The following is a 20,538-nucleotide window of genomic DNA, read 5'->3' as shown; positions in this document are numbered from 1 at the left end:
GGGAACGACGAGTGTGAGCAAGGACGCTCCTTGATCGGTCCTCAGAGACCCCTCCCTGCCCCTAGGGTTTGTCACATGTCCTTCACTTCCGGATCCGCTTCCTCGGCCTCCGGCGCCGTCGCGGCCAACGAACGGATCCGCGCCCTCGTCGACGCGGCCGACGGGACGTGGCCTGCCGAGGCGTACGAGGTGCTGCTCCTGGAGTGGGCCGCGGCCCTGCACGACGGCGTCGACGAGGCGGCCTGACCCTCGACGGCGGCCGCGCCTCCGCCGTACGGCTCGGCGACGACCGGGACCGGGACCGGGGCCTGACACTCACCACTTGGGCGTATCCGCCCGGACGCGCCCGCGTCGCGCGTGTCCCGCACCCATGATCGACTGAGCATGTGGTCGCAGGATCTACACATCCGGACAAATGCCCGCATCCGATCGACGCGGCGCGTGCACGCGCGACGCGCCGGACCGCAACGCCTCCGACGTGGTGTCCGGCCTGCTCCACACCGGAGACGGTGGATGTCGAAGTACCGGGCGCCGTAGGCCGCGTGCTCGACGGACTGCTGCACGGCCGGCTCGCCGAGGCCGAGGCGATCGACGCCACGTTCGCGCGCGATGTCGCCGAGCGGCTCGCCCGCTTCACCCTCGGCGGGGGCAAACGCACCCGGTCCCAGTTCCTGTGGTGGGGGCTGCGGTCCTGCGGCGACACGGCGGACGTGGACTCCGCGCTCCGGCTCGCCGCCGCACTCGAACTGATCCAGACGTGCGCGCTCGTACACGACGATGTGATGGACGGTTCCCCCACACGCCGGGGCGGACGCGCCGTACACACCGAGATCGCCGACCAGTACCAATCCGTTCCCGGCCGTCGCGAGCGCGAGTCCTTCGCCAGGAGCGCCGCCATCCTGGTCGGAGACCTGGCCCTGGCCTGGGCGGACGATCTCGTGGCCGACACCGTTCTCACCCCTGAGGTCCGCCGCCGGGTGCACGGGATCTGGCGGGCCATGAAGACGGAGATGGTCGCCGGCCAGTATCTCGACCTGCACGGCAAGGCCAACGGCTCCCGGTCGACGGCTCAGGCGATCCGTACCGCCTGTCTCAAGAGCGCCCTCTACTCGGTGGAACGGCCGCTGGCCATGGGCGCCGCCCTGGCCTCGGCCGACCGGCGCACCACCCGGGCGCTCCGCTCCGCCGGCCGCTGCGCCGGTATCGCCTTCCAGCTGCGCGACGACATTCTCGGCGTATTCGGCGACCCGGCGCGCACCGGGAAGCCGTCCGGCGAGGACATCCGCCAGGGCAAGCCCACCTATCTGGTGGCGGTCGCGCGGGCGCGCGCCGAGGCGAACGGGGACCGTGCTTCGGTCACCGTCCTCGAAAGCGCCTTCGGCGACGCGCGGTTGTCCGAGGACGGCCTCGCGCGGGTACGGTCCGTGCTCGTGGCGACCGGCGCACACGCCACGGTCGAGAAGAAGATCGCCCGGCTGCTGGCGAACAGCACCCGCCATCTGGACCGGGGCACCTTCGAACCCGCGGCTCTCCACCGGCTTCATGGACTTCTGTACACGGTCGCCGGTCTCCCCCCGGCCGTCCGCGCACCGTCCGGCCGGCTCGGCGACGGCCCGCCCGTGTCACCGCTCCTGGTCACGTCGACCGAGGCGGGGAAGCCATGAGAACGCTCACCGGACCCACCGACCACGTCGTGGTGGTGGGCGCGGGGCTCGCCGGACTGTCCGCCGCCCTGCATCTGCTCGGCGCGGGACGGCGGGTCACCGTCGTCGAACGCGGCACCCAGCCCGGGGGCCGGGCGGGCCGTATCGAGCGCAACGGCTACCGCATCGACACGGGACCGACCGTACTGACCATGCCGGACCTCCTCGACGAGGCGTTCGCGGCCGTCGGCGACTCGCTCCGCGACCGGGTGGAACTCCTCCCTCTTCACCCCGCCTACCGCGCCCGGTTCGCCGACGGCACCGCACTCGACGTGCACACGGACCCGGCGGCGATGGAAGCCGGGATCGAGCGGTTCGCGGGCGCCCGGGAGGCGATCGGCTACCGGCGGCTGCGGTCCTGGCTCGAAGAGCTGTACCGGGTCCAGATGCGCCGCTTCATCGACACCAACTTCGACTCCCCGCTGCGGCTCCTCCATCCCGACCTGGCCCGGCTGGCGGCCCTCGGCGGGTTCGGCCGCCTCGACGCGCGCGTCGGCCGCTTCCTCTCCGACGAACGGCTGCGCCGGATCTTCTCCTTCCAGGCCCTGTACGCGGGAGTGCCGCCCGCCCGCGCCCTCGCCGCGTACGCCGTCATCGCCTACATGGACACGGTCGCCGGTGTGTACTTCCCGCGTGGCGGCGTGCACGCCCTGCCACGGGCCATGGCGGACGCGGCGGCCGACGCGGGCGCCGTATTCCGTTACGGCCACGAGGTCACCCGGCTCGAACGGCGCGGCGACCGGATCACGGCCGTCGTCACCGGCCAGGAACGCGTCCCGTGCGACGCCGTGGTGCTCACCGCCGACCTGCCGGTGGCCTACCGGCTGCTCGGGCGCCGGCCGCGCCGCCCCCTGCCGCTGCGCCACTCGCCCTCCGCGGTGATCCTGCACGCCGGCACCGACCGCACCTGGCCCGGGCTGGCTCACCACACCCTCTCGTTCGGCGCCGCCTGGAAGGGCACCTTCCGCGAACTGACCCGTACCGGGCGGCTGATGACGGATCCTTCGCTACTCATCACCCGGCCGACGGCCACCGACCCCGCGCTGGCGCCTCCCGGCCGCCATGTGCACTATGTCCTGGCACCGTGCCCGAACACCGACATCGGGCCCAGCGCCCGTGACTGGCACGACCTCGCGCCCCGCTACCGCGACAGCCTGCTCGCCGAACTGGAGCGTCGCGGGCTCGCCGGCCTCGGCTCCTCCATCGAGGAGGAGTGCCTCGTCACGCCGGTGGACTGGACGGCCCAGGGACACGCCGCGGGTACGCCCTTCTCCGCCGCCCACACCTTCGCGCAGACCGGGCCGTTCCGGCCGCGCAATCTGGTGCGCGGTACGGAGAACGCCGTGCTCGCCGGATGCGGTACGACCCCGGGCGTCGGCGTGCCGACCGTGCTGATCTCCGGGAAACTCGCGGCGGCCCGTGTCACAGGGCTCCGGCCACCACGCTCCACGCCGGCCCGCGGCCCACGCTCCGCGTCGAAAGGCACCCCGGCATGACCGACCGCGAACTGGACGCCGCGGGCATCACCGAGCCCGCGCTGCGCGCCGCCTACGCACACTGCCGCCGGCTCAACGCGCGGCACGGCAAGACGTACTTCCTGGCCACCCGGCTGCTGCCGGTCGAGCGGCGGCCGGCCGTGCACGCGCTGTACGGCTTCGCCCGCTGGGCCGACGACATCGTCGACGACCTGGACAGCGGTGCGACCCCGGCCGGGCGCGCTCGCGCGCTCGACGCACTGCGACAGCGGCTGGACACCGGGCTGCGCGACGGCGTCAGCACCGAGCCGGTGGTCAGGGCGCTCGCCCACACGGCGCAGGCGTACCGCATCGATCACCGGCACTTCGCGGACTTCATGACGGCCATGCGCACCGACCTGGAGGTCACGGACTACCTGGACTACCCGGCCCTGCGCCGGTACATACACGGTTCCGCCGCGGTGATCGGCTTGCAGATACTGCCGGTGCTCGGCACGGTCGTGCCCCGGGAGGAGGCCGCCCCGCACGCGGCGGCGCTCGGCGTCGCGTTCCAGCTCACCAACTTCCTCCGGGACATCGGCGAGGACCTGGACCGCGGCCGCGTCTACCTGCCCGCCGATCTGCTCGGCTCCTGCGGGGCCGACCGCGAACTGCTGCTGTGGAGCCGGGTCACCGGGAACCGCGATCCGCGCATCACCGCCGCGCTGAAGGCCGCCGCCGCCCTCACCCGGGGCGTCTACCGGGAGGCTGTGCCGGGCATCCCGCTGCTCGATCCGGTGGCCCGGCCGTGCATCCGTACCGCGTGCGTCCTGTACGGGGGCATCCTCGACGCGGTGGAGGACGACGGCTACGCCGCGCTGCACCGCCGCGCCGTCGTACCCCGGCGGCGTCGTGCCGCCGTGGCGCTGGACGGCCTGGTGCGGGTGGCGGCGGCCAGGATGCGGGCGGGGCGGTCCAGTTGGCCGGCGCGTCATTGCCGGAAGCCGGTCACCGAGCCCGTACCGGAGGAGGCGGTATGACCGGCGGGGACCGCCGCCCGCGCCGCGGCCGCTACCCGGTGCGGCTGCGCCGCGGCCCCGTGGCCTGGGAGCGGCAGCGTCCCACCTGGCGCGAGGCGAGACCGGGCATCATCGCCGAGGCGCTGCAGCGCGCGCTGGCCCGCCCCTCCGGCAACTGGTACGTCATCGGTGCCGCGCGGGACATCACGGCCCGCCGGCCGCTCGGACGCACCGTCGCCGGGGTCGAGGTGGTGGCCTGGCGGGACGCGGCCGGTCGGCTCGTGGCCGGTCCTGGGGCCTGCCCGCACCTCGGCGCTCCGCTCAAGGACAGTCCGGTGCGCTGCGGCACGCTCGTCTGCCACTGGCACGGACTGGCCCTGGACGGTGCGCCGCTGGCCAACTGGAACCCCTTCCCGGCGTACGACGACGGAGTCCTGGCCTGGGTGCGCCTCGACCGGATCGGCGGCGAGGTGCCCCTCGAACGGCCGGTCGTCCCTGCCCGGCCGCGCCCCGCCGGGGCCGTCGAGGCCGTCTGCACGGCCGTCGGTGTCTGCGAGCCGGACGATGTGATCGCCAACAGGCTCGATCCCTGGCACGGCGCGTGGTTCCATCCGTACTCCTTCGTCGATCTCACCGTCCTCACAACACCGGACGGCGCTGCGACGGGGGACTGCGACGGCTTCACGGTCGATGTCTCCTTCAAGGTCGCCGGACGGGTGGTGGTGCCGGTCAGAGCGGTGTTCAAGGCCCCGGAGCCGCGCACGGTCGTCATGCACATCACCGAGGGCGAGGGCCGGGGCTCGGTCGTCGAGACCCATGCCACTCCGCTCGGCCCCGACGAACGCGGCAGACCGCGTACCGCGGTGGTCGAGGCGGTCGTCGCCGCCTCCGACCGCCCCGGGTTCGCTGCCGTACGCGCCGTGGCTCCTGTCCTGCGTCCCCTCATGCGCGCGGCGGCGGGACGCCTGTGGCGGGACGACCTCGCCTACGCGGAACGCCGCTGGGAACTGCGCAGCAGCGGCCGTTTCCCCGGCTGAGGACGCGCGTCAGTGCTCGCCCAGCCGTGCCAGCGCCCGCAGAGCGGCCGAACGGCCCTTCCCGGGCACCGTCCATAGGGCGTGGCCGCGTACTCCCCAGCGCTCCAGGAGAGCGTTCGCCGCGAGGAATCCGGTGGTCGCCGCGCGCTCCATCAGAGCGACCGGAAGGCCGGTGCGTACCAAGTCGCCCGCGAGCACCACGGACGGGTCCGGTGTGCGTACCGTGGGCCGGCCGGTGAAGCCTCCCACCGGGAACAGCGGGCAGTCGGCCCGCCACTCGTGCCGGGCGTCGATGATCCTCGCGTGGCGCGTCTCCGGGTAGACGCAGTGCAACTGGGCGACGAGGCGCTCCTGCTCGGCCCCGCGGTCCGCGCCCGGGTCGAGCGCGTAGGCGTGCAGTTCCACCACGGAGCCGCCGGTGCGGTGGGCCCAGCGGGCCGCCTCGCCCTCCCAGCGCTCCAGCACACTGACGTTGTCCAGCGACGCGTAGCCGCTGGTGCCGAGGAAGCCGGCCCGGTCCGGGGCCACCGGCCGGTCCAGCCACAGCCGCGACACCAGGAACGGCGGCGCGGTACGCAGCCGGGCGACGGCACAGCGCCATGGCGCGTCGCCCAATTCCGGCGAGGCGGCGACCAGCTGACGCAACCCGGCGGTGTCCAGGGCGAGGACGAGCGCGTCGTGGCGCAGTCGCCGGCCCTCGACGGTGACGGTAGGACCGCCGCCTTCGTCGGGCTCCACCCCGTCCACCGCCGTACCCAGGGCCAGCCGGGTGCCGTGCTTTTCCAGATAGCGGCCGAGCGGTTCCCACAGGGCCTGGGGGAAGGGCTCGGCCGGCACGTCGAAGAGGAGCCCCTCGCTGGATCCGAGGAAGTAGATATGGAACATCAGGACGAGCTCCGCGGCGGACAGTTCACGCGGATCGGCGAAGAAGCTGCGCGAGAAGACCTCGAAGGCCAGATGGTGGGCGGCCTCGGGGAAGCGGATCCTGGACAGGAACTCCGCGGCGCTCACCCCGTCGAGCCGCTCGTAGACGCGCGGCACCCGGACATCGAGCAGGGGCAGCGCGGCCGCCGGGTTCATCCGCAGCAGGTCCCGCCAGCCGAAGGCGGGGCTGAGGGCGACGAATCCCAGGGCGTTCCAGGGCGGAGTGCGCGGCACCCGCGCGAAACTGTCGTGCGTTCCCCCGCTGTGCCGCAGCGGGTAGTCGGGAACGCCGGTGAGCATACGCAGCTCGGGGTCCACCCGGCGCAACAGGCCCCGCAGGTTGTAGTACTGCCGGAAGAAGGCGTGGAAGCCCCGGCTCATGGTGGCCGGGGAGCCGTCGGCGAGCCGCACGGGCCAGCCCGCGAGCCGCCCGCCGAGGCTGTGTTCGCGCTCGTAGAGCGTGACGCGTACGCCGCGTTCCACCAGCGCGGTGGCGGCGGCGAGACCCGCGATGCCTGCGCCGATCACCCCGACGTGCGGCGCCGTGCCGGTGATGCGTTCCCGCCCGTACGGCGCGGGCACCCTGCGGGCCCGCCGGTCGCGTCCTCGTCTCATCGCGCCCCCTCCCCGGTCGACGCGTCGGACAGTTCATGAGCGCGCGGCAAGGTCATCCGGCCTTCTCTTCCCGGTCGGAGGGCAGGTGGAGGGGGGACTGGTCAGGGCGACGGACGCCACGGCAGGCGGGGCAGTTCCGCGACGGTGCGCAGCATGGGCGTCACCGGTGTGCGCAGGCCGATCAGGAGGTCCTCCGCTATCCGGGAGCGGCCGTCGAGGAACCGCAGCAGCCGTTTCGTCGGGACGTGCCGGAACAGCCCGGTGAAGAACTCCGCGCCGTCGACCCGCCCGGTGTCCAGGGCCCGGAGCAGGACCGCGTCCATGGCGCGGGCCCGGGCCGGATACGGCGGCCGGAGGCGGACCGGCCGGCCGGCCAGCAGATCGGCCGCCACCGCACGCGCCTCCCGCTGTACGGCGGCGAAGGTGTACCCGGTCGACGGACGGGTGGCGCCGCCCGCCGCGCCGACGCGGAACACGGACCGTCCGACGCGGCGTGGGAAGCGCGCGTCGGTCATCGGGATCACACCGTGTTCCGAGGCGGTGACGCGCATCGCGCCGAGGCCGAGGATCTCCTCGGTGTAGTGGCGCAGCGCCCTGTCGTATCCGGGCCCGTCGAGCACCTCGCGGGAGAATTCCGTGTACTCCACGAGCGCTTCGTCCTGGGCGAGGGGCAGGACATAGCCGAAGGAGAGGCCGTGCGCGGGCTGCGGTGTACGGAAGTCCATCAGGTCCGCGACCCCCGGGTCGAAGGACGGCCGTTCGGTGCGCACGAACCAGCCCCGGAAGTGCTGGAGCAGCGTCGTGCGCGCCGGCGGGAGGTGAGGCGGCGGCCGCGAGTCGAAGACCCAGCGAGCCGTCAGAGCGACCGGGCCGCCCGCCGCGTCGTGTCCGTACAGTGCGGCGCCGCCCGGTACATCCCGTACCCACTCCACCGCGGCCTCGATCCGGCGGCAGCCGTGCGGCCCGGACAGCCGCTCGCCGACCAGCGTCTCGAACGCGCGCGACCGGAGCATCTTGTACCGCAGCGGCGCGGTCCTCCCCACCGTCGTGTCCCCCCGTGGACCCCGTACGCGCAGCCGGTCCCAGGAGGCGGCCAGGACAGGGTCGTACGGACCGCCCGCCGCCTCCCAGAAGCACCAGGTGCGCTCCGGCGGCCGCAACGGGCCCCGGGGCGCGTCGACGAGAACGACCGTCAGCGCCCGGCCGCCGGGCCGCGGCTCGCACAGCCGGTACGCGAGCGACAGCCCCGCCGCGCCGGCGCCCACGATGACCACGTCCGCGTCCCGCACCGTGTCTCCTTAACCGCGCGACGGCCGGTTGCCACGTCCGCGTGGCACCGATCCTTCCGTAGTCCCCTCCCCCAGGGGGGTACGTGACGCGCGCGACGGGCCGGATTCCTTCGTGGCGGGGTGTGTCCTGAGGGCCTTCATGGCGTTCGGGGCTCCGGCTCGCTCCCGGACAGCGCGAGGCCCCCGCCTCTCGCAGGCGGGGGCCGCACGCTCAGGTCAGAGCGAGGACAGGTCGGACGGCACCTCGCTGCGCCGGGCCTCCTGCAGCGCGTCCTCCCGCTCGTAGTGGGACAGGGCAAGACCGAGGGCGAAGAACGTCGGCGCCCACTCGCCCACGAAGATTCCCCAGCGGTCGGCGCGGTCCACGCCTCCCCGGGGCTCGTACTTCAGGGAGCCCACCCATGAGACGACGGTGAGACCGATGGACGCGAAGGCGGCGGTGTACATGTGCTCGCTGCGGAGCCCTTTGCGGTGGAGCATTTTGACGATCATGACTCTCCCGGGGGATCGAGTGCACTCTCCCCTCCACGGTCACTCAGAGCGCGCCCGCCCGCATCCGGAGGTCGCGTGCTGGACGCGGCGGGTGCCGCTCAGGTGGGTGTCCGCTCAGCCAGGTGTCCGCTCAGCCGGGTTCCGCTCAGCCGGTGGTGGAGCCGCCGGCCAGGTCGCGGAGGTGGTCGCCGAATCCGCCGCGGGCCCGCGCGGCCAGCCGCGCCGAGGTGGTGACGGGGCACGCGTCGGTGCGCAGGATGCGGTGGCCGTGGCGTTCGAGCGCGGCGACCAGTGCGTGGTCCTCGCCGGTGGCGAGCGGGGGGAAGCCGCCGACGCGCACATAAGCGTGGGCGGCGACACCGAGATTGGCGCCGTGGACATGGGGGTGGCGCCACCGTCGGCCGTCGATCGGGCGCGTGGCGCCGTAGAGAGCGTGGAACCGGGCCGGGAGGCCGGGGCCGCCCTCGGCCGGCCAGCTGTCGACGGTGACGGTACCGATGACGGCGTCCCACCCCCGCCGCGCCTGAGCCTTCTGGTACGCGAGCCAGTGGGCGGGGACGGTGCCGTCGGCGTCGGTCGTCGCGATCCAGACCGACTCGGCCGGTACGCCGAGCAGGCTCAGTGCGTGTGCCGCTCCCGCGGCGCGGGCCAGGCCGGGGTTGCGGGCCGCAATCCTGATGACTCCCACTCCGGCCCGGCGTGCCACGGACTCCGTGTGATCGGTACAGGCGTCGGCGACCACGACGGTGATCACCCGCAGCCCGGCGACATCCGGATGGTGACGTGCTGTCCGCAAGGCGGCGAGCGCACGGGTCAGCAGAGGGGCGTCGTTGTGAGAGGGGACGACCACGGCCAGGGCCGCGGGCTTCACACCAGCCCCTCGGCCGCCGCCGGTGAGAGCGCGGGGGAGCCGTCCCCGTACTGACGGCCATGGATCTGGAGGACGAAGTCGGCGTCCCGCAGATCGGTCATCAGCGTCAGCCCGGGGAGCTCGGCGAGCATGCCGGCGATCTCGTCACCGGTTCGCAGATGCTCGGCCACGGGGTGATTCCAGTGAGCGGTCACCAGGGTGCCGCCGGGTTCGAGCGCGGACAGCGCGCGCTCCAGCAGCCGGTGCAGGTGCGGCTCGTCGAAGTAGTAGAGGAGCTCGGAGAGCACGATCAGGTCGAAGGAGCCGTCGGGCCACTGGTCGGGCACGACGAGCTCACGGACGCTGACGTGCGGGTGTGCGGCGTTGCGGTGGGCCGCGGTCGCCACCGGGCCGGGGATCCGGTCGCAGGCCAGCACCGCCTCGCAGCGGACGGCCAGCCGCGCGGTCAGTTCCCCGACCGAGCAGCCGGGTTCGAAAGCGGACCGGTAGCGCGGACGGGGCAGAGCGGCCAGGGTGAGGTCGTACTTGCGGTGTTCGTACCAGCGCTCACCGAGACCCCACGGGTCGGGGCCGCGGCGGTACATCTCCTCGAAGTAGGACGCCGCGGTGTTCATCGGAAGACCACCTCCATGTCCCGCGCGTGGTGGGCCAATTCCTCGGGCGGCAGCACGGCCGCGTCGGCAGCGCCGGGGCCGAGCGGGCGGATCTGGCTGGCGAACCGGTCCAGGGCGGCGGCCTTACGGGCGACGACGCCGGGCGGCAGGGGGATGCGAGCGGCTTCTTCCCAGGGGACGCGGGGGTCACCGGGCTGAGCCCAGTGCCACATCCACACGGGGTACAGATAAAGCGGCGTGCCCGTGCGGCGGGCCGCCGCACCGGCGGCGCGTCCGGCGGCTTCGTGGTCGGCGTGGACGTCTCCGGTCCAGGGGGCCACGCACAGTGCGGCGCCGGTGAGCAGCGGAACGAGTCGCGTGGTCAGCTCCGCTTCGCAGTCGGCGACGGCGGTGTCCGGCAGTCCCAGCCGGATCACTCGCGCGTGGGCGGCGCCCAGTTCGGCGAGGGCGTCGAGGGTCTCCTTGGCCCTGATCTCCGCCAGGCCGGCCGGGGTGACGAGCAGACTGCCGGGGTGTGACCTCTCGCCGTCGGTGACCGCGACGACAGTGAGGCGCACACCGGCGGCAGCCAGCAGCGCCATACCGCCACCGAAGCCCAGCACCTCGTCGTCCGGATGCGCCGCCACCACCACGACGTGGCCGCGCCGGGGCAGCACCGCCTCTGGCAGCGAGGGCAGCCCCGGCCACGAGCGCCACAGCCGCTCGTCGGTGCCCGGCGCCTCGATCGCGTTGGCGGCGTTCACCCGCGCGGGTGGCGAGGGCCGTACGGATGGCAAGGGTCGTACGGAGGGCGAAGGTCGCACGGAGGGCGAAGGTCGTACGGGTGGCGAGCACTGCTCGTCCGGCGTCATCGGCTGTCGCCTTCCGGTCCGGCGATCAGCGAGCCGAGTTCGGCCAGATTCCGTTCGGCGTGATGCTGACGGATGTAGACGGTCAGGTCGGCTACGTTGCGGGCGTGCCGCAGGTCGTGGCAGAGGGGGCCCGCCCCGGTGGCGCGGCCGACCCGTACGAGGGTGTCGGCGCAGACCGACTCGACCAGGGCCCGGACCCGGAGGCTGCGTACCCGTGCCTCGCCCTGCTGATCGAGTGGATCGCGGTCGATTTCCTGGGCCGCGCGCCGCAGAACGGTCTCGGCGGCGTGCAGCCGCATGTCGACATGGCCGAGGTGCGCCGCGAGGTGCGGGTCCGGCTTCCGTGTGTGGACGGCGCCCGCCAGGGTCCGGGCGACCGCCCTGGCACCGCCGTACCAGCAGGCGGCCACTCCGATGCCGCCGTGCTGGAAACCGGGCCGGCGCAGATACGCCTCCACGCCGCCGACCGGCTCGGCCGGCACCGCGTCGAACCGTACATCTGGTGTGTCGCTGCCGGCCATGCCGATCGCCTGCCAGCTCCCGGGCACCGGGCGGCACCGCTCCCCGGCCGCCCCGATGTCCACGGCGAACAGCCGGCGCCCGTCGTCGGCCACCGCCGTGGCCAGTACCCGGGTGCAGCTGCTCGCGCCCGAGCAGTACCGCTTCACCCCGCTGACCTGCCACGCGCCGCCCTTGCGGACAGCCGTCAGCCCCTCGCCCGGAGGCTCCGCCGCCCAGACGCCCCACCGCTCCCCCGGCCGCGGGGCCGGGCCCTTGAGCTCCGCGAGGATCGCCAGCGCGTCGGCGTGCCCCTCGGCGAGCCGTGCCACACACAGGTCCCGTTCTGCGACCGTACGCAGTGCCCGGAAACGCTCTTCGGTACGGCCCGAGCCGGGCAACGGCATATCGAGCGCACCCGACTCGGCCAACCGGGTGAACTCCTCGGCGGCCTCCCGCCGGGCGACCGCGGGAGTGAAGTCCCCCGCCTCATCGCGCCCGGGCGAGTCCCCCGCTGGTACGGCGCCAGCCATCTGCCCAACGATCTCGGACACCGGACCTCCAGATCAGCACAGGAACCTCAGGACCCTCAGCCATCGCTGAGACCGCACCGCCTCACTGTTACCGGCACGACGTGCTGACGCACCCGCGGAGCGGCGGCAAAACGAGGTCAGTCGGCCTGGCATCGGGGGCACCACACGGTGCCCCGCCCGGCGACGCGCTCCCGGCGCAGCCGCTCGCCGCAGCGCGGGCATCTCGCATCCGTGTCGTCGCGGTGTCCGGTGAGCCAGGTCCTGCGCGGGGGTACGCGGCCGGCCCGTACCGCGGAGCGCAGCGTCCGCCGCATGTCCGTGTACAGCTGTCCGCGCTGGTCCTCGGTGAGGCTGCCGGCGCGGTGGGCCGGGTACAGCCGGGCCCGCCAGAGGATCTCGTCGGCGAGCAGATTGCCGAGCCCCGCCAAGTGGGACTGATCGGTGAGGACCTTCTTGACGGTGCCGCGCCGCCCACTGAAAAGCGCGTCGAAGTCGCTTCTGTCGATCTCTGTCGCGTCAGGTCCCTGACCGTCCAGCAACCGGGCGACACCGGCTTCCCCGGCCAGCCAGAGGCCCTTGAGTTTGCGCTGGTCGCGGTAGCGCAGCTGGCGGTCGTCCCCCACCGTGAACACGACACGGTCATGAGCGTGGAGCGCGTCATCGGGCCGGCAGCAGACGAGCAGTCCGGTCATGCCGAAATGCAGGAGCAGGGTGGGCCCGTCCGTGCGTGCCAGCAGCCACTTCCCGTGCCGCTCGGGCTCGGTGAACCTCCGCCCCTCCAGATCGCGGCTCAGCCGTCGCGGGCTCACCCCGTGCAGGACACCGGCGTCGTACACCTCGACCCGCTGGATCCGTCTGCCCCGCGCGCAGGACGCGAGGGTCTTCCGGAACGCTTCGACGTCAGGCAGCTCGGGCATACGGCCCCTCCTCCGCGGCGCGGGGCATCCGCCGCCACCGCTTCCACCGCTCGGCATCGTTCATGATCCGGAAACGTCCGTTTCTCTCTTCGTCACTTCCCATGACGCCCCGCCCCGGGTGAGGCTGAGCCCAGCAGCAGGACCCGTATCCGAAGGGACTCATCAGCATGGCCTTGGACATGGCAGCGATCCGCGCGGCGTACCCCGCACTGCGCGACGGCGTCGCCTATCTCGACGGAGCGGCGGGCACCCAGACGCCGGAGACGGTGATCGAGGCCATCGCGGCCGCGTACCGCGCCGGGATCGGTAACGTCGGCGGCACCTTCCCGGCGAGCCACCGCTCGCAGGCCGTCGTCGACGCGTGCCGCCTCGCGGTCGCCGACCTGGTCGGCGGCCGGCCGGAGGGCGTGGTCCTCGGAGCCAACACCACCACGCTGATCTACCGGTTCTCCCAGATCCTGGCGGCGACATGGCGGCCGGGGGACGAGATCGTACTGTCGCGGCTGGACCACGACTCGAACGTCCGCCCCTGGGTGCAGGCCGCGGAGCGGGCGGGCGCGGTCGTGCGATGGGCCGAGGTCGACCTGGAGACCGGGGAGCTGCCGGCCGGCCAGTACGACACCCTGCTGAACGAGCGCACCCGTCTGGTGGCCGTCACCGCCGCCAGCAACGTACTGGGCACCCGTCCGGACGTCGCCGCGATCACGGCCAAGGCCCACGCGGTGGGCGCCCTGACCTACGTGGACGGGGTGCACGCCACCCCCCATGTCCCGGTCGACGTCGCCGCGCTCGGCGCGGACTTCTACGCGACGAGCGCCTACAAGTGGTCCGGACCCCACGTCGGCGCGGTCGTCGCCGACGTGGCCCTGCTGGAGACGCTGCGCCCCGACAAGCTGATCTGCTCTCCCGACGAGGTGCCCCAGCGGTTCGAGACCGGAACCGCCCCGCTGGCGGACCTGGCCGGTGTCACAGCCGCCGTGGAGCATCTGGCCTCGCTCGACGGTGCCGGCGCCGACGTCGGCACCGGTTCGCGGCGGGAGCGGCTGCTCGCCTCGATGACGGCCGTGGAAGCCTACGAGCAGCGGCTCTTCCGCACACTGCTGGGCGGACTTGAGGAGATGGCCCACGTCACCCTGTACGGAAAGCCCGCCCATCGCACCGCGACCGCCTACTTCAGGGTGGCCGGCCACACTCCCCTGGAGGTCGCCGGGCACCTCGCGGCCCGGGGCGTCAACGTCTGGAGCGGCCACAACTACGCGTGGGAGCTGACCGGGGCGCTGGGCCTGCGCGACACCGGCGGCGCGGTCCGCGCCGGGCTGGTCCACTACAACGACTCCTCGGACGTGGACCGGCTGCTCGCCGGGGTCGCCGAGCTGGCCGACTGACGGCGAAGGCGAGGGCGAGGGCGACATCGACGGCGAGGGTACGCACGCGGCTCTCGCACCGCGGCCAGGGGTGCGAGCCGACCACTCGGTGCGAGCCGCCCCCGTCATGCGGTGCCGGGAGCCGGCCGGCTCAGTGACCGGACCGGCTGGGGGGCGGGTCCTGTGGGTCCACTCCGGTGCGAGCGGAGGCGTCCTTGCTTCCGCTGGGCCGTTGCGAGCGGCCCTTGGGTCCGGTGTCGTGCATGCCTTCGCCCGGGGACTTCTTCGCCTGGTCCTCACCGCGTCGCGTCGTGCTCTCCACCGGCGTGCCCGCGGTCGACTTCTTCTTGTCCTCGTCGGAAGGGGTACGACTCGCGTCCGGCTCGGGAGCGTGCTTGTCCGGGTGGAAGGAACGATGCGCGCTGGGATTGGGCCGCTGGGACGTCTCGTCCACATCCGGCGACCACCCGTGCTGATCGGATCCTTCGAACCGGCTCGGGCCTTCACCCTGCGGCGGCTGACTGCGCTTCTTCGTCATCAGGAAAACCTTCCTGGTATGCCTCGCCGACGGCGTACGTATGCGAGGCCGCATAGTCCTCATGATACGCAAATCACCTCATAACCCCGACCCCGGCGCCGTACCGATCACTCTCAACAGAGCCCTGTACGAGAGCGGTACACCGGCGGCGACCCCCGCTTCCGCACCGCCATGCCGGAGCATCGCGTTGCGGGTCCGGTATTCCGCCGGCCTGGATCCCGCCGCTCAGAGCCGCGCCCACCGGTGGGGATACTGAGCCGTATGCGTATCGACTTCGATCCCGCCCAGTGCGACCGGGATGTCTTCTACCGGCTGCTCACCGCCACCGTCGTGCCCCGGCCGATCGCCTGGGTGTCGACGACCAACCGGGACGGCTCGTGCGACAACCTCGCCCCGCACTCCTTCTTCACGATCTCGTGCGTGTCACCGCCCGTCGTGCAGTTCACGTCGGTGGGCCGCAAGGACTCGCTGCGCAATATCGAGGACACCGGTGCGTTCGTGGTGAACCTCGCCCCCGAACCGCTCTTCGAGCAGATCAACGCGACCGCGACCGACTTTCCGCATGGGATCAGCGAGTTCGACGCGGTGGGCGTGGCACGCGAGCCGAGCGTGCGGGTCAAGCCGCCGCGCGTCGCCGCCTCGCCGGTGGCCCTGGAGTGCGAGCTGCACAGCACGCTGCGACTGGGGGACTCCACCGTGGTGTTCGGGCGGGTGGTGCACGCGGCGGTCGACCGCGCGGTCCTGACGGACGGTCACCCCGACGTGACCGCGATGCGCCCGCTGTCGAGGCTCGGGAAGGACGAATGGGCCACGATCGGCGACCTGCGGGAGATCGCCCGGGTTCCGTACACGGAGTGACAGGGCGGCGAAGCAGGGGCGCCGACCGGCTGATCAGGAAGAGCGGCGCGCCTTGACCGTGCCCATGGTCCTGGTGACGGTGATCTCGATGACGACCCGCTCGGGGTTGACCCGGGGCGGCCGATAGCGCCGGGTGTACCGCTCGACGGCGTCGGCAACGGCCTCCGGGTCCTCGTTGACGACGGCCGTCCCCTCCAAGGTCGACCAGCGCGCCCCGTCGACCTGGCTCACCGCGGCGACCGCGCCGGGGCCGCCGGCGATGATGTTGCGAGCCTTCTTGCTCGTCCTGCTGGTGATGACACGGGCGATGCCGGCCGCGTCGTCGTAGGTGACGCCGACGGGGACGAGATGGTGCGTACCGTCCGGCCGCGTCGTGGACAAGAAACCCACACGGCGCTCCTGCCAGAAGGCGAGGAACTCCGGGTCGGAGCGCGGCTGGGGCGCTGCCCGCTCGGGCCCGGACGTGGGCGCGATCTCGGCGATCAGCCTCTCGACCCGCTGCTTGATCTCGTCACGGATCGGGCGTACGGCCTCGACGCCCCGCCCCGCCGGGTCCTCCAGCGTCCAGTCGAGGTAGCGCTTGCCCGGAAAGACCGGGCACGTGTCGCCGCAGCCCATCGTGACGCAGACGTCCGACTCCTTGACCGCGTCCACGGTGAGGATCTTCGGGATCTCGGCGGAGATGTCGATACCGACTTCCCGCATCGCCTCGACCGCGGCCGGGTTCACGGCGTCGCCGGGGCTGGATCCCGCCGAGCGGACCTCCACGCGGTCTCCGGCCAGGTGGGCCAGCCAGGCGGCGGCCATCTGGGAACGCCCGGCGTTGTGGACACAGACGAACAGCACAGAAGGCTTGTCGGGCATCAGACGGTCTCTCTTGTCTCTCTGTTGTCTCACGTGTCTCACGTGTCTCACTGCGGATCAGGTGCCGGCGGCGGCAGCACCCAGGACGTCGACATCCAGTGGCATCAGCCGCCAGTGATGTGACAGTATCAGCCCATGATGACGTCAGTCGACGCTGATCTGATCCGGGTGCTGGCCGACCCGCTCAGGCTGCGGATCGTGACCCTGCTCGCCCACGAGACGCTCTGCACGACGCACCTGGTCGAGGAGACCGGCGCCAAGCAGACGAACCTCTCCAACCATCTGCGCGTGCTGCGCGAGGCCGGGGTGGTGGACACCGAGCCGTGCGGGCGGTTCACGTACTACAAGCTGCGGCCCGAGGTCCTCGAAGCCGTCGCCGGTTCCTTCAGCGGTCTCGCCGCGACCGCCCGTGCCGCGCAGGCCGCCGACGCGAAGCGGAGCTGTCCATGACCGGCACAGAACCGGCCACCGCCTCCCCCGCCAGGCCGGGAGACGACTCGGTCGTCGCGAAGCTCTCGACACTCGACCGCTTCCTCGCCGTGTGGATCCTGCTCGCGATGGGGCTCGGCCTGGGCCTCGGCCGGCTGATCCCGGGCCTGAACGACGCGTTGGCCACGGTGGAACTCGGTGGCATCTCACTGCCGATCGCCGCCGGTCTGCTGATCATGATGTACCCGGTCCTGGCGAAGGTCCGGTACGACAAGCTCGACGCGGTCACCGACGACCGCAGGCTGATGGCGTCCTCACTGGCCATCAACTGGATCATCGGCCCGGCCGTGATGTTCGCGCTGGCCTGGATCTTCCTGCCCGACCTGCCCGAATACCGCACCGGCCTGATCATCGTCGGCCTCGCCCGCTGCATCGCCATGGTGATCATCTGGAACGACCTGGCCCGCGGCGACCGCGAAGCCGCCGCCGTCCTCGTCGCCCTCAACTCCGTCTTCCAGGTCATCGCGTTCGGCCTGCTCGGCTGGTTCTACCTCGACCTCCTGCCGAACTGGCTCGGCCTCGGCGACGGCCAGAGCCTGGACATCTCGATGTGGAAGATCGCACTGAACGTGGCCATCTTCCTCGGCGTCCCCCTGCTGGCCGGCTTCCTCACCCGCCGCCTGGGCGAGCGGACGATGGGCCGCGAGAGCTACGAGGCGACCTTCCTGCCGAAGATCGGCCCATGGGCCCTGTACGGCCTGCTCTTCACGATCGTCATCCTCTTCGCCCTCCAGGGAAAGACGATCACCTCGCAGCCGCTGGACGTCGCCCGGATCGCGCTGCCGCTGCTCGTCTACTTCGCGGTCATGTTCTTCGGCACCTTCCTGCTCGGCAAGGCGCTCGGTCTCGCGTACGACCGGACCGCGACGCTCGCCTTCACCGCCGCCGGCAACAACTTCGAACTGGCCATCGCGGTCGCCATCGCCACCTTCGGGGTGACGTCGGGACAGGCGCTCTCCGGAGTCGTCGGCCCCCTCATCGAGGTGCCGGTCCTGGTCGGGCTCGTGTACGTATCGCTCGCCTGGCGCAAGAAGTTCGCCGCCACGGCCCTCACCACCCCGGTGAGGGAGTGACGGGTCACGCGACAGGGATGACCAGTTCGGGACGGTCCCACATCACGGCCGGCGGATTCGCGCTCTCGGTGCCGATCCGCTGGGCACCCACGCTGCGGTAGAAACCCTCGGCGGGCGGGTGCGCGACCACCCGCACACGGTCGAGCCCGGCGCCCCGCGCCCGGCTCACCATGTGCTCGACCAGCCGACGGCCGATGCCGAGCCCCTGCGCCTCGTCAGCGACGAACATCAGGTCGAGTTCCGGCGGAGCGAGCACGAGGGCATAGAAACCGAGCGGCCGGTCATCGGCATCAGCGGCCACGAAGACCTCATGGGCCTCGATGTAGTCGGGCCCCACCCGATACCCGGCGATCATCGGGGCGTACTGGCCCTCGTAGGCGCTGGAGCGCTGGATGATCCTGGTGAGCCGCTTGGCATCCCGCGCGGTCGCCCGCCGTATCCATACGGCCCCGCTCAGCACGACCCCGCCCCGCGCCCTGCCGCCGCCCGCACCCGTAATACGCGAAGTCATGGGGCGAGTATTACGTACACCACGGGCCACCTCGCGGCGCGGGGCCGCCCCATGACACCCCCCGTTCCGGAGCTCACGCCGCGACGCGCCCCAACAGCTGACCCATGGCGGCGAGCACGGAGGCCTCCACGCGGTAGTACACCCAGGTCCCGCGGCGTTCAGAGGTGAGCAGACCGGCCTCGCGGAGCTTCTTCAGATGGTGGGAGACGGTGGGCTGGGACACCCCGACGTCCGAGATGTCACAGACACACGCCTCGCCACCCTCGTGCGAGGCGACCAGCGAGAACAGCCGCAGCCGTACGGGGTCGCCGAGCGCCTTGAACATCGCGGCCGTCCGTACCGCTTCCTCGGCCGTGAGCGCGCGTTCGGACAGTGGCGGGCAGCAGGGCGCCACCTCCGACTCCAGCGGCACCTTCGTATTCGACATCCGTCTATGTTGACACGCATCGAACCAATGAGCGCCCTTGATTCGATGACTGTCTATGTTGACGCTTGTCGAATCAGGTGTGATCCTGGCCGGGCAAGCCATCGACAGACGTCGAATCAAAAGGGGATCCACCGTGATCGTGCCGCGTGCCGATGTACCCGCCACCGCCCTGCCCACCGTGGTGATCGGAGCCGGCCCCGTCGGGCTGGCCGCCGCCGCCCACCTCGTCGAGCGCGGCATCGAGCCCCTGGTCCTGGAGGCCGGCCCCGACGCGGGCAGCGCCGTACGGGAGTGGAGCCATGTGCGGCTGTTCTCCCCCTGGGCCGAGGTGATCGACCCCGCCGCCGAGAAGCTGCTCGCCCCCACCGGCTGGACCGCGCCCGACGGCGCCACGTACCCCACCGGCGGCGACTGGGCCGCGCGCTACCTCCAGCCGCTGGCCGACGCCCTCGGCGACACGGTCCGCTTCGGCGCTCGCGTCACGGGCGTCTCCCGCCTCGGACGCGACCGGGTCGTGGACGCCGACCGCGAGCGGCAGCCGTTCACCATCCACGTCCTGAACGCCGACGGCACCGAGCAGCGGCTGACGGCCCGCGCCGTCATCGACGCCTCCGGCACCTGGTCCACCCCCGGCCCGATCGGCGGCGACGGACTCCCCGCCCTCGGTGAGCGCGCCGCCGCTGATCGCGTCTCCTACCGCGTCCCGGACCTCAAGGACCCAGCGGTACGGGCCCGTTACGCGGGCAAGCGCACGGCCGTGATCGGCTCAGGAGCCTCCGCGTTCACCGCGCTCGCCCACCTGGCCGACCTGGCGGAAGAGGCCCCCGGCACACACGCGGTGTGGATCCTGCGGCGGGGCATCGGCGGTGCCACCTTCGGCGGCGGCGAGGCCGACCAGCTTCCCGCCCGCGGCGCGCTCGGCCTCGCGGCCAAGGCGGCCGTGGACGAGGGACACGCCGACGCCGTCACCGGTTTCCGCACCGTTTCCGTCGAGTGGGCCGGCGACCAACTGGTGCTCGTCGCCGAGGACGGCCGCAGCCTCGACCCGGTCGACGAGGTCATCGTCCTGACCGGTTTCCGCCCCGACCTGTCCTTCGTCTCCGAGCTGCGCCTCGGCCTGGACGAGCGACTCCAGGCCCCCGTCGCACTCGCCCCGCTGATCGACCCGAACGCCCACTCCTGCGGCACCGTCTACCCGCACGGCGTCAACGAGCTGGCACACCCGGAACAGGACGTCTACCTGGCCGGCATGAAGAGCTACGGCCGCGCGCCCACCTTCCTCGCCATGACCGGCTACGAGCAGGTCCGCTCCATCGCCGCCGCCCTCGCCGGAGACCGGGACGCCGCGGAACGCGTCGAGTTGACCCTCCCGGAGACCGGCGTGTGCGGCGGTTCGGGCCTGTTCGACGAGTCCGACGCCGACAAGACCCAAGAGACCACTGCCGGTTGCTGCACCGCCCCGGCCGCGCTGCCCGATATCGCACGCCGCACCGCGGGTGGCTGAAAAGGTACGAGTCCGGACCGTCCCGATGGATCTTGGGAACTCCTTTACCCTCCGCGGTAGTTCTGGCGTCGTCCCCCATCCCCTCGGGGATCA

The 20,538-nt window shown here is 72.5% G+C and carries 22 protein-coding genes and 1 pseudogene; 10 read left to right on the top strand and 13 right to left on the bottom strand.

All coding sequences use genetic code 11. From position 1 onward, the window contains the following. Nucleotides 1-75: 75 nt before the first annotated feature. The 5 genes from ACZ6MZ_RS28070 (at nucleotide 76) to ACZ6MZ_RS28050 (ending at nucleotide 5,213) form a co-directional block, all read left to right on the top strand. Nucleotides 76-246, top strand: coding sequence for a hypothetical protein (locus ACZ6MZ_RS28070; RefSeq protein ID WP_384180747.1), 171 nt, complete (start codon nucleotides 76-78; stop codon nucleotides 244-246). A gap of 263 nt (nucleotides 247-509) precedes the next feature. After that, entirely contained in the window at nucleotides 510-1,664 is a 1,155-nt protein-coding gene (locus tag ACZ6MZ_RS28065; RefSeq protein WP_469355098.1) for a polyprenyl synthetase family protein, read from the top strand. Then, nucleotides 1,661-3,199 carry a phytoene desaturase gene (locus ACZ6MZ_RS28060; protein ID WP_469355097.1) on the top strand — a complete coding sequence of 513 codons (1,539 nt, stop codon included), beginning with the start codon at nucleotides 1,661-1,663 and terminating at the stop codon, nucleotides 3,197-3,199. Before ACZ6MZ_RS28065 ends, ACZ6MZ_RS28060 begins: the two co-directional genes overlap by 4 nt. Continuing rightward, nucleotides 3,196-4,197, top strand: a complete 1,002-nt coding sequence (locus ACZ6MZ_RS28055; RefSeq protein WP_469355095.1) for a phytoene/squalene synthase family protein — start codon at nucleotides 3,196-3,198, stop codon at nucleotides 4,195-4,197. The genes ACZ6MZ_RS28060 and ACZ6MZ_RS28055 overlap by 4 nt, the downstream gene beginning before the upstream one ends. After that, on the top strand, nucleotides 4,194-5,213 hold the full coding sequence (locus ACZ6MZ_RS28050) for a DUF5914 domain-containing protein (RefSeq protein WP_469355093.1): 1,020 nt from the start codon (nucleotides 4,194-4,196) through the stop codon (nucleotides 5,211-5,213). Before ACZ6MZ_RS28055 ends, ACZ6MZ_RS28050 begins: the two co-directional genes overlap by 4 nt. Before the next feature lie 9 nt (nucleotides 5,214-5,222). Here ACZ6MZ_RS28050 and ACZ6MZ_RS28045 read toward each other — a convergent pair whose 3' ends face one another. The 8 genes from ACZ6MZ_RS28045 to ACZ6MZ_RS28010 all read right to left on the bottom strand — a co-directional run bounded on the left by ACZ6MZ_RS28045 (nucleotide 5,223) and on the right by ACZ6MZ_RS28010 (nucleotide 12,817). Next, on the bottom strand, nucleotides 5,223-6,752 hold the full coding sequence (locus ACZ6MZ_RS28045; RefSeq protein WP_469355092.1) for an FAD-dependent oxidoreductase: 1,530 nt from the start codon (nucleotides 6,750-6,752) through the stop codon (nucleotides 5,223-5,225). Nucleotides 6,753-6,853: 101 nt separating this feature from the next. After that, nucleotides 6,854-8,041, bottom strand: coding sequence for a lycopene cyclase family protein (locus ACZ6MZ_RS28040; protein ID WP_469355091.1), 1,188 nt, complete (start codon nucleotides 8,039-8,041; stop codon nucleotides 6,854-6,856). Between the two features lie 216 nt (nucleotides 8,042-8,257). Then, complete coding sequence (locus ACZ6MZ_RS28035; RefSeq protein WP_384180760.1) at nucleotides 8,258-8,533, bottom strand: hypothetical protein; 276 nt, start codon at nucleotides 8,531-8,533, stop codon at nucleotides 8,258-8,260. Between the two features lie 145 nt (nucleotides 8,534-8,678). After that, nucleotides 8,679-9,404 carry a glycosyltransferase family 2 protein gene (locus tag ACZ6MZ_RS28030; RefSeq protein WP_469355089.1) on the bottom strand — a complete coding sequence of 242 codons (726 nt, stop codon included), beginning with the start codon at nucleotides 9,402-9,404 and terminating at the stop codon, nucleotides 8,679-8,681. Then, a complete protein-coding gene (locus ACZ6MZ_RS28025) occupies nucleotides 9,401-10,018 on the bottom strand; it encodes an SAM-dependent methyltransferase (protein WP_469355087.1) in 618 nt (205 codons plus the stop codon). The genes ACZ6MZ_RS28030 and ACZ6MZ_RS28025 overlap by 4 nt, the downstream gene beginning before the upstream one ends. Continuing rightward, on the bottom strand, nucleotides 10,015-10,794 hold the full coding sequence (locus tag ACZ6MZ_RS28020; protein WP_469355085.1) for a PIG-L deacetylase family protein: 780 nt from the start codon (nucleotides 10,792-10,794) through the stop codon (nucleotides 10,015-10,017). Before ACZ6MZ_RS28020 ends, ACZ6MZ_RS28025 begins: the two co-directional genes overlap by 4 nt. Nucleotides 10,795-10,865: 71 nt before the next feature. Continuing rightward, the gene (locus ACZ6MZ_RS28015; RefSeq protein WP_389785454.1) at nucleotides 10,866-11,900 is read right to left on the bottom strand and encodes an acyl-CoA dehydrogenase; all 1,035 of its coding nucleotides are present in this window, start codon (nucleotides 11,898-11,900) and stop codon (nucleotides 10,866-10,868) included. 137 nt (nucleotides 11,901-12,037) lie between these two features. Next, nucleotides 12,038-12,817, bottom strand: coding sequence for an Fpg/Nei family DNA glycosylase (locus tag ACZ6MZ_RS28010; RefSeq protein ID WP_469355083.1), 780 nt, complete (start codon nucleotides 12,815-12,817; stop codon nucleotides 12,038-12,040). A 179-nt stretch (nucleotides 12,818-12,996) separates the two neighbouring features. Here ACZ6MZ_RS28010 and ACZ6MZ_RS28005 point away from each other — a divergent pair, with 179 nt between their 5' ends. After that, entirely contained in the window at nucleotides 12,997-14,202 is a 1,206-nt protein-coding gene (locus ACZ6MZ_RS28005; RefSeq protein WP_469355081.1) for a cysteine desulfurase-like protein, read from the top strand. A 130-nt stretch (nucleotides 14,203-14,332) separates the two neighbouring features. Here the strand turns inward: ACZ6MZ_RS28005 and ACZ6MZ_RS28000 are convergent, their stop codons facing one another. After that, entirely contained in the window at nucleotides 14,333-14,719 is a 387-nt protein-coding gene (locus tag ACZ6MZ_RS28000) for a hypothetical protein (RefSeq protein ID WP_389785388.1), read from the bottom strand. A 261-nt stretch (nucleotides 14,720-14,980) separates the two neighbouring features. Here ACZ6MZ_RS28000 and ACZ6MZ_RS27995 point away from each other — a divergent pair, with 261 nt between their 5' ends. Further along, complete coding sequence (locus ACZ6MZ_RS27995) at nucleotides 14,981-15,577, top strand: flavin reductase family protein (RefSeq protein ID WP_469355079.1); 597 nt, start codon at nucleotides 14,981-14,983, stop codon at nucleotides 15,575-15,577. Between the two features lie 33 nt (nucleotides 15,578-15,610). Here the strand turns inward: ACZ6MZ_RS27995 and ACZ6MZ_RS27990 are convergent, their stop codons facing one another. Both ACZ6MZ_RS27990 and ACZ6MZ_RS27985 read right to left on the bottom strand, forming a co-directional pair. Continuing rightward, on the bottom strand, nucleotides 15,611-16,051 hold the full coding sequence (locus ACZ6MZ_RS27990) for a pyridoxamine 5'-phosphate oxidase family protein (protein ID WP_469355219.1): 441 nt from the start codon (nucleotides 16,049-16,051) through the stop codon (nucleotides 15,611-15,613). After that, a pseudogene (locus tag ACZ6MZ_RS27985) lies at nucleotides 16,043-16,441 on the bottom strand (arsenate reductase ArsC); the annotation flags it as partial. The gene ACZ6MZ_RS27990 and the pseudogene ACZ6MZ_RS27985, both read right to left, overlap by 9 nt. Nucleotides 16,442-16,576: 135 nt before the next feature. Between ACZ6MZ_RS27985 and ACZ6MZ_RS27980 the strand changes: the two are divergent. Both ACZ6MZ_RS27980 and arsB read left to right on the top strand, forming a co-directional pair. After that, on the top strand, nucleotides 16,577-16,891 hold the full coding sequence (locus ACZ6MZ_RS27980; protein ID WP_469355077.1) for an ArsR/SmtB family transcription factor: 315 nt from the start codon (nucleotides 16,577-16,579) through the stop codon (nucleotides 16,889-16,891). Continuing rightward, nucleotides 16,888-18,003: an ACR3 family arsenite efflux transporter gene (gene arsB, locus ACZ6MZ_RS27975; protein WP_469355075.1), complete on the top strand. Its 1,116-nt coding sequence runs from the start codon at nucleotides 16,888-16,890 to the stop codon at nucleotides 18,001-18,003. Before ACZ6MZ_RS27980 ends, arsB begins: the two co-directional genes overlap by 4 nt. 4 nt (nucleotides 18,004-18,007) lie before the next feature. Here arsB and ACZ6MZ_RS27970 read toward each other — a convergent pair whose 3' ends face one another. Together ACZ6MZ_RS27970 and ACZ6MZ_RS27965 are read right to left on the bottom strand one after the other, a co-directional pair. Then, on the bottom strand, nucleotides 18,008-18,514 hold the full coding sequence (locus tag ACZ6MZ_RS27970) for a GNAT family N-acetyltransferase (protein ID WP_469355073.1): 507 nt from the start codon (nucleotides 18,512-18,514) through the stop codon (nucleotides 18,008-18,010). A gap of 73 nt (nucleotides 18,515-18,587) precedes the next feature. Then, nucleotides 18,588-18,941 (bottom strand): ArsR/SmtB family transcription factor, encoded by a 354-nt coding sequence (locus ACZ6MZ_RS27965; RefSeq protein WP_384180788.1) that lies wholly within the window; start codon nucleotides 18,939-18,941, stop codon nucleotides 18,588-18,590. Between the two features lie 133 nt (nucleotides 18,942-19,074). Here ACZ6MZ_RS27965 and ACZ6MZ_RS27960 point away from each other — a divergent pair, with 133 nt between their 5' ends. Continuing rightward, nucleotides 19,075-20,445 carry an NAD(P)-binding domain-containing protein gene (locus ACZ6MZ_RS27960; RefSeq protein WP_469355071.1) on the top strand — a complete coding sequence of 457 codons (1,371 nt, stop codon included), beginning with the start codon at nucleotides 19,075-19,077 and terminating at the stop codon, nucleotides 20,443-20,445. The last annotated feature ends 93 nt before the right edge of the window (nucleotides 20,446-20,538 follow it).

This window comes from Streptomyces sp. NPDC042201 (assembly GCF_055582185.1).
This window is presented reverse-complemented; position numbering and strand designations above follow the sequence as displayed.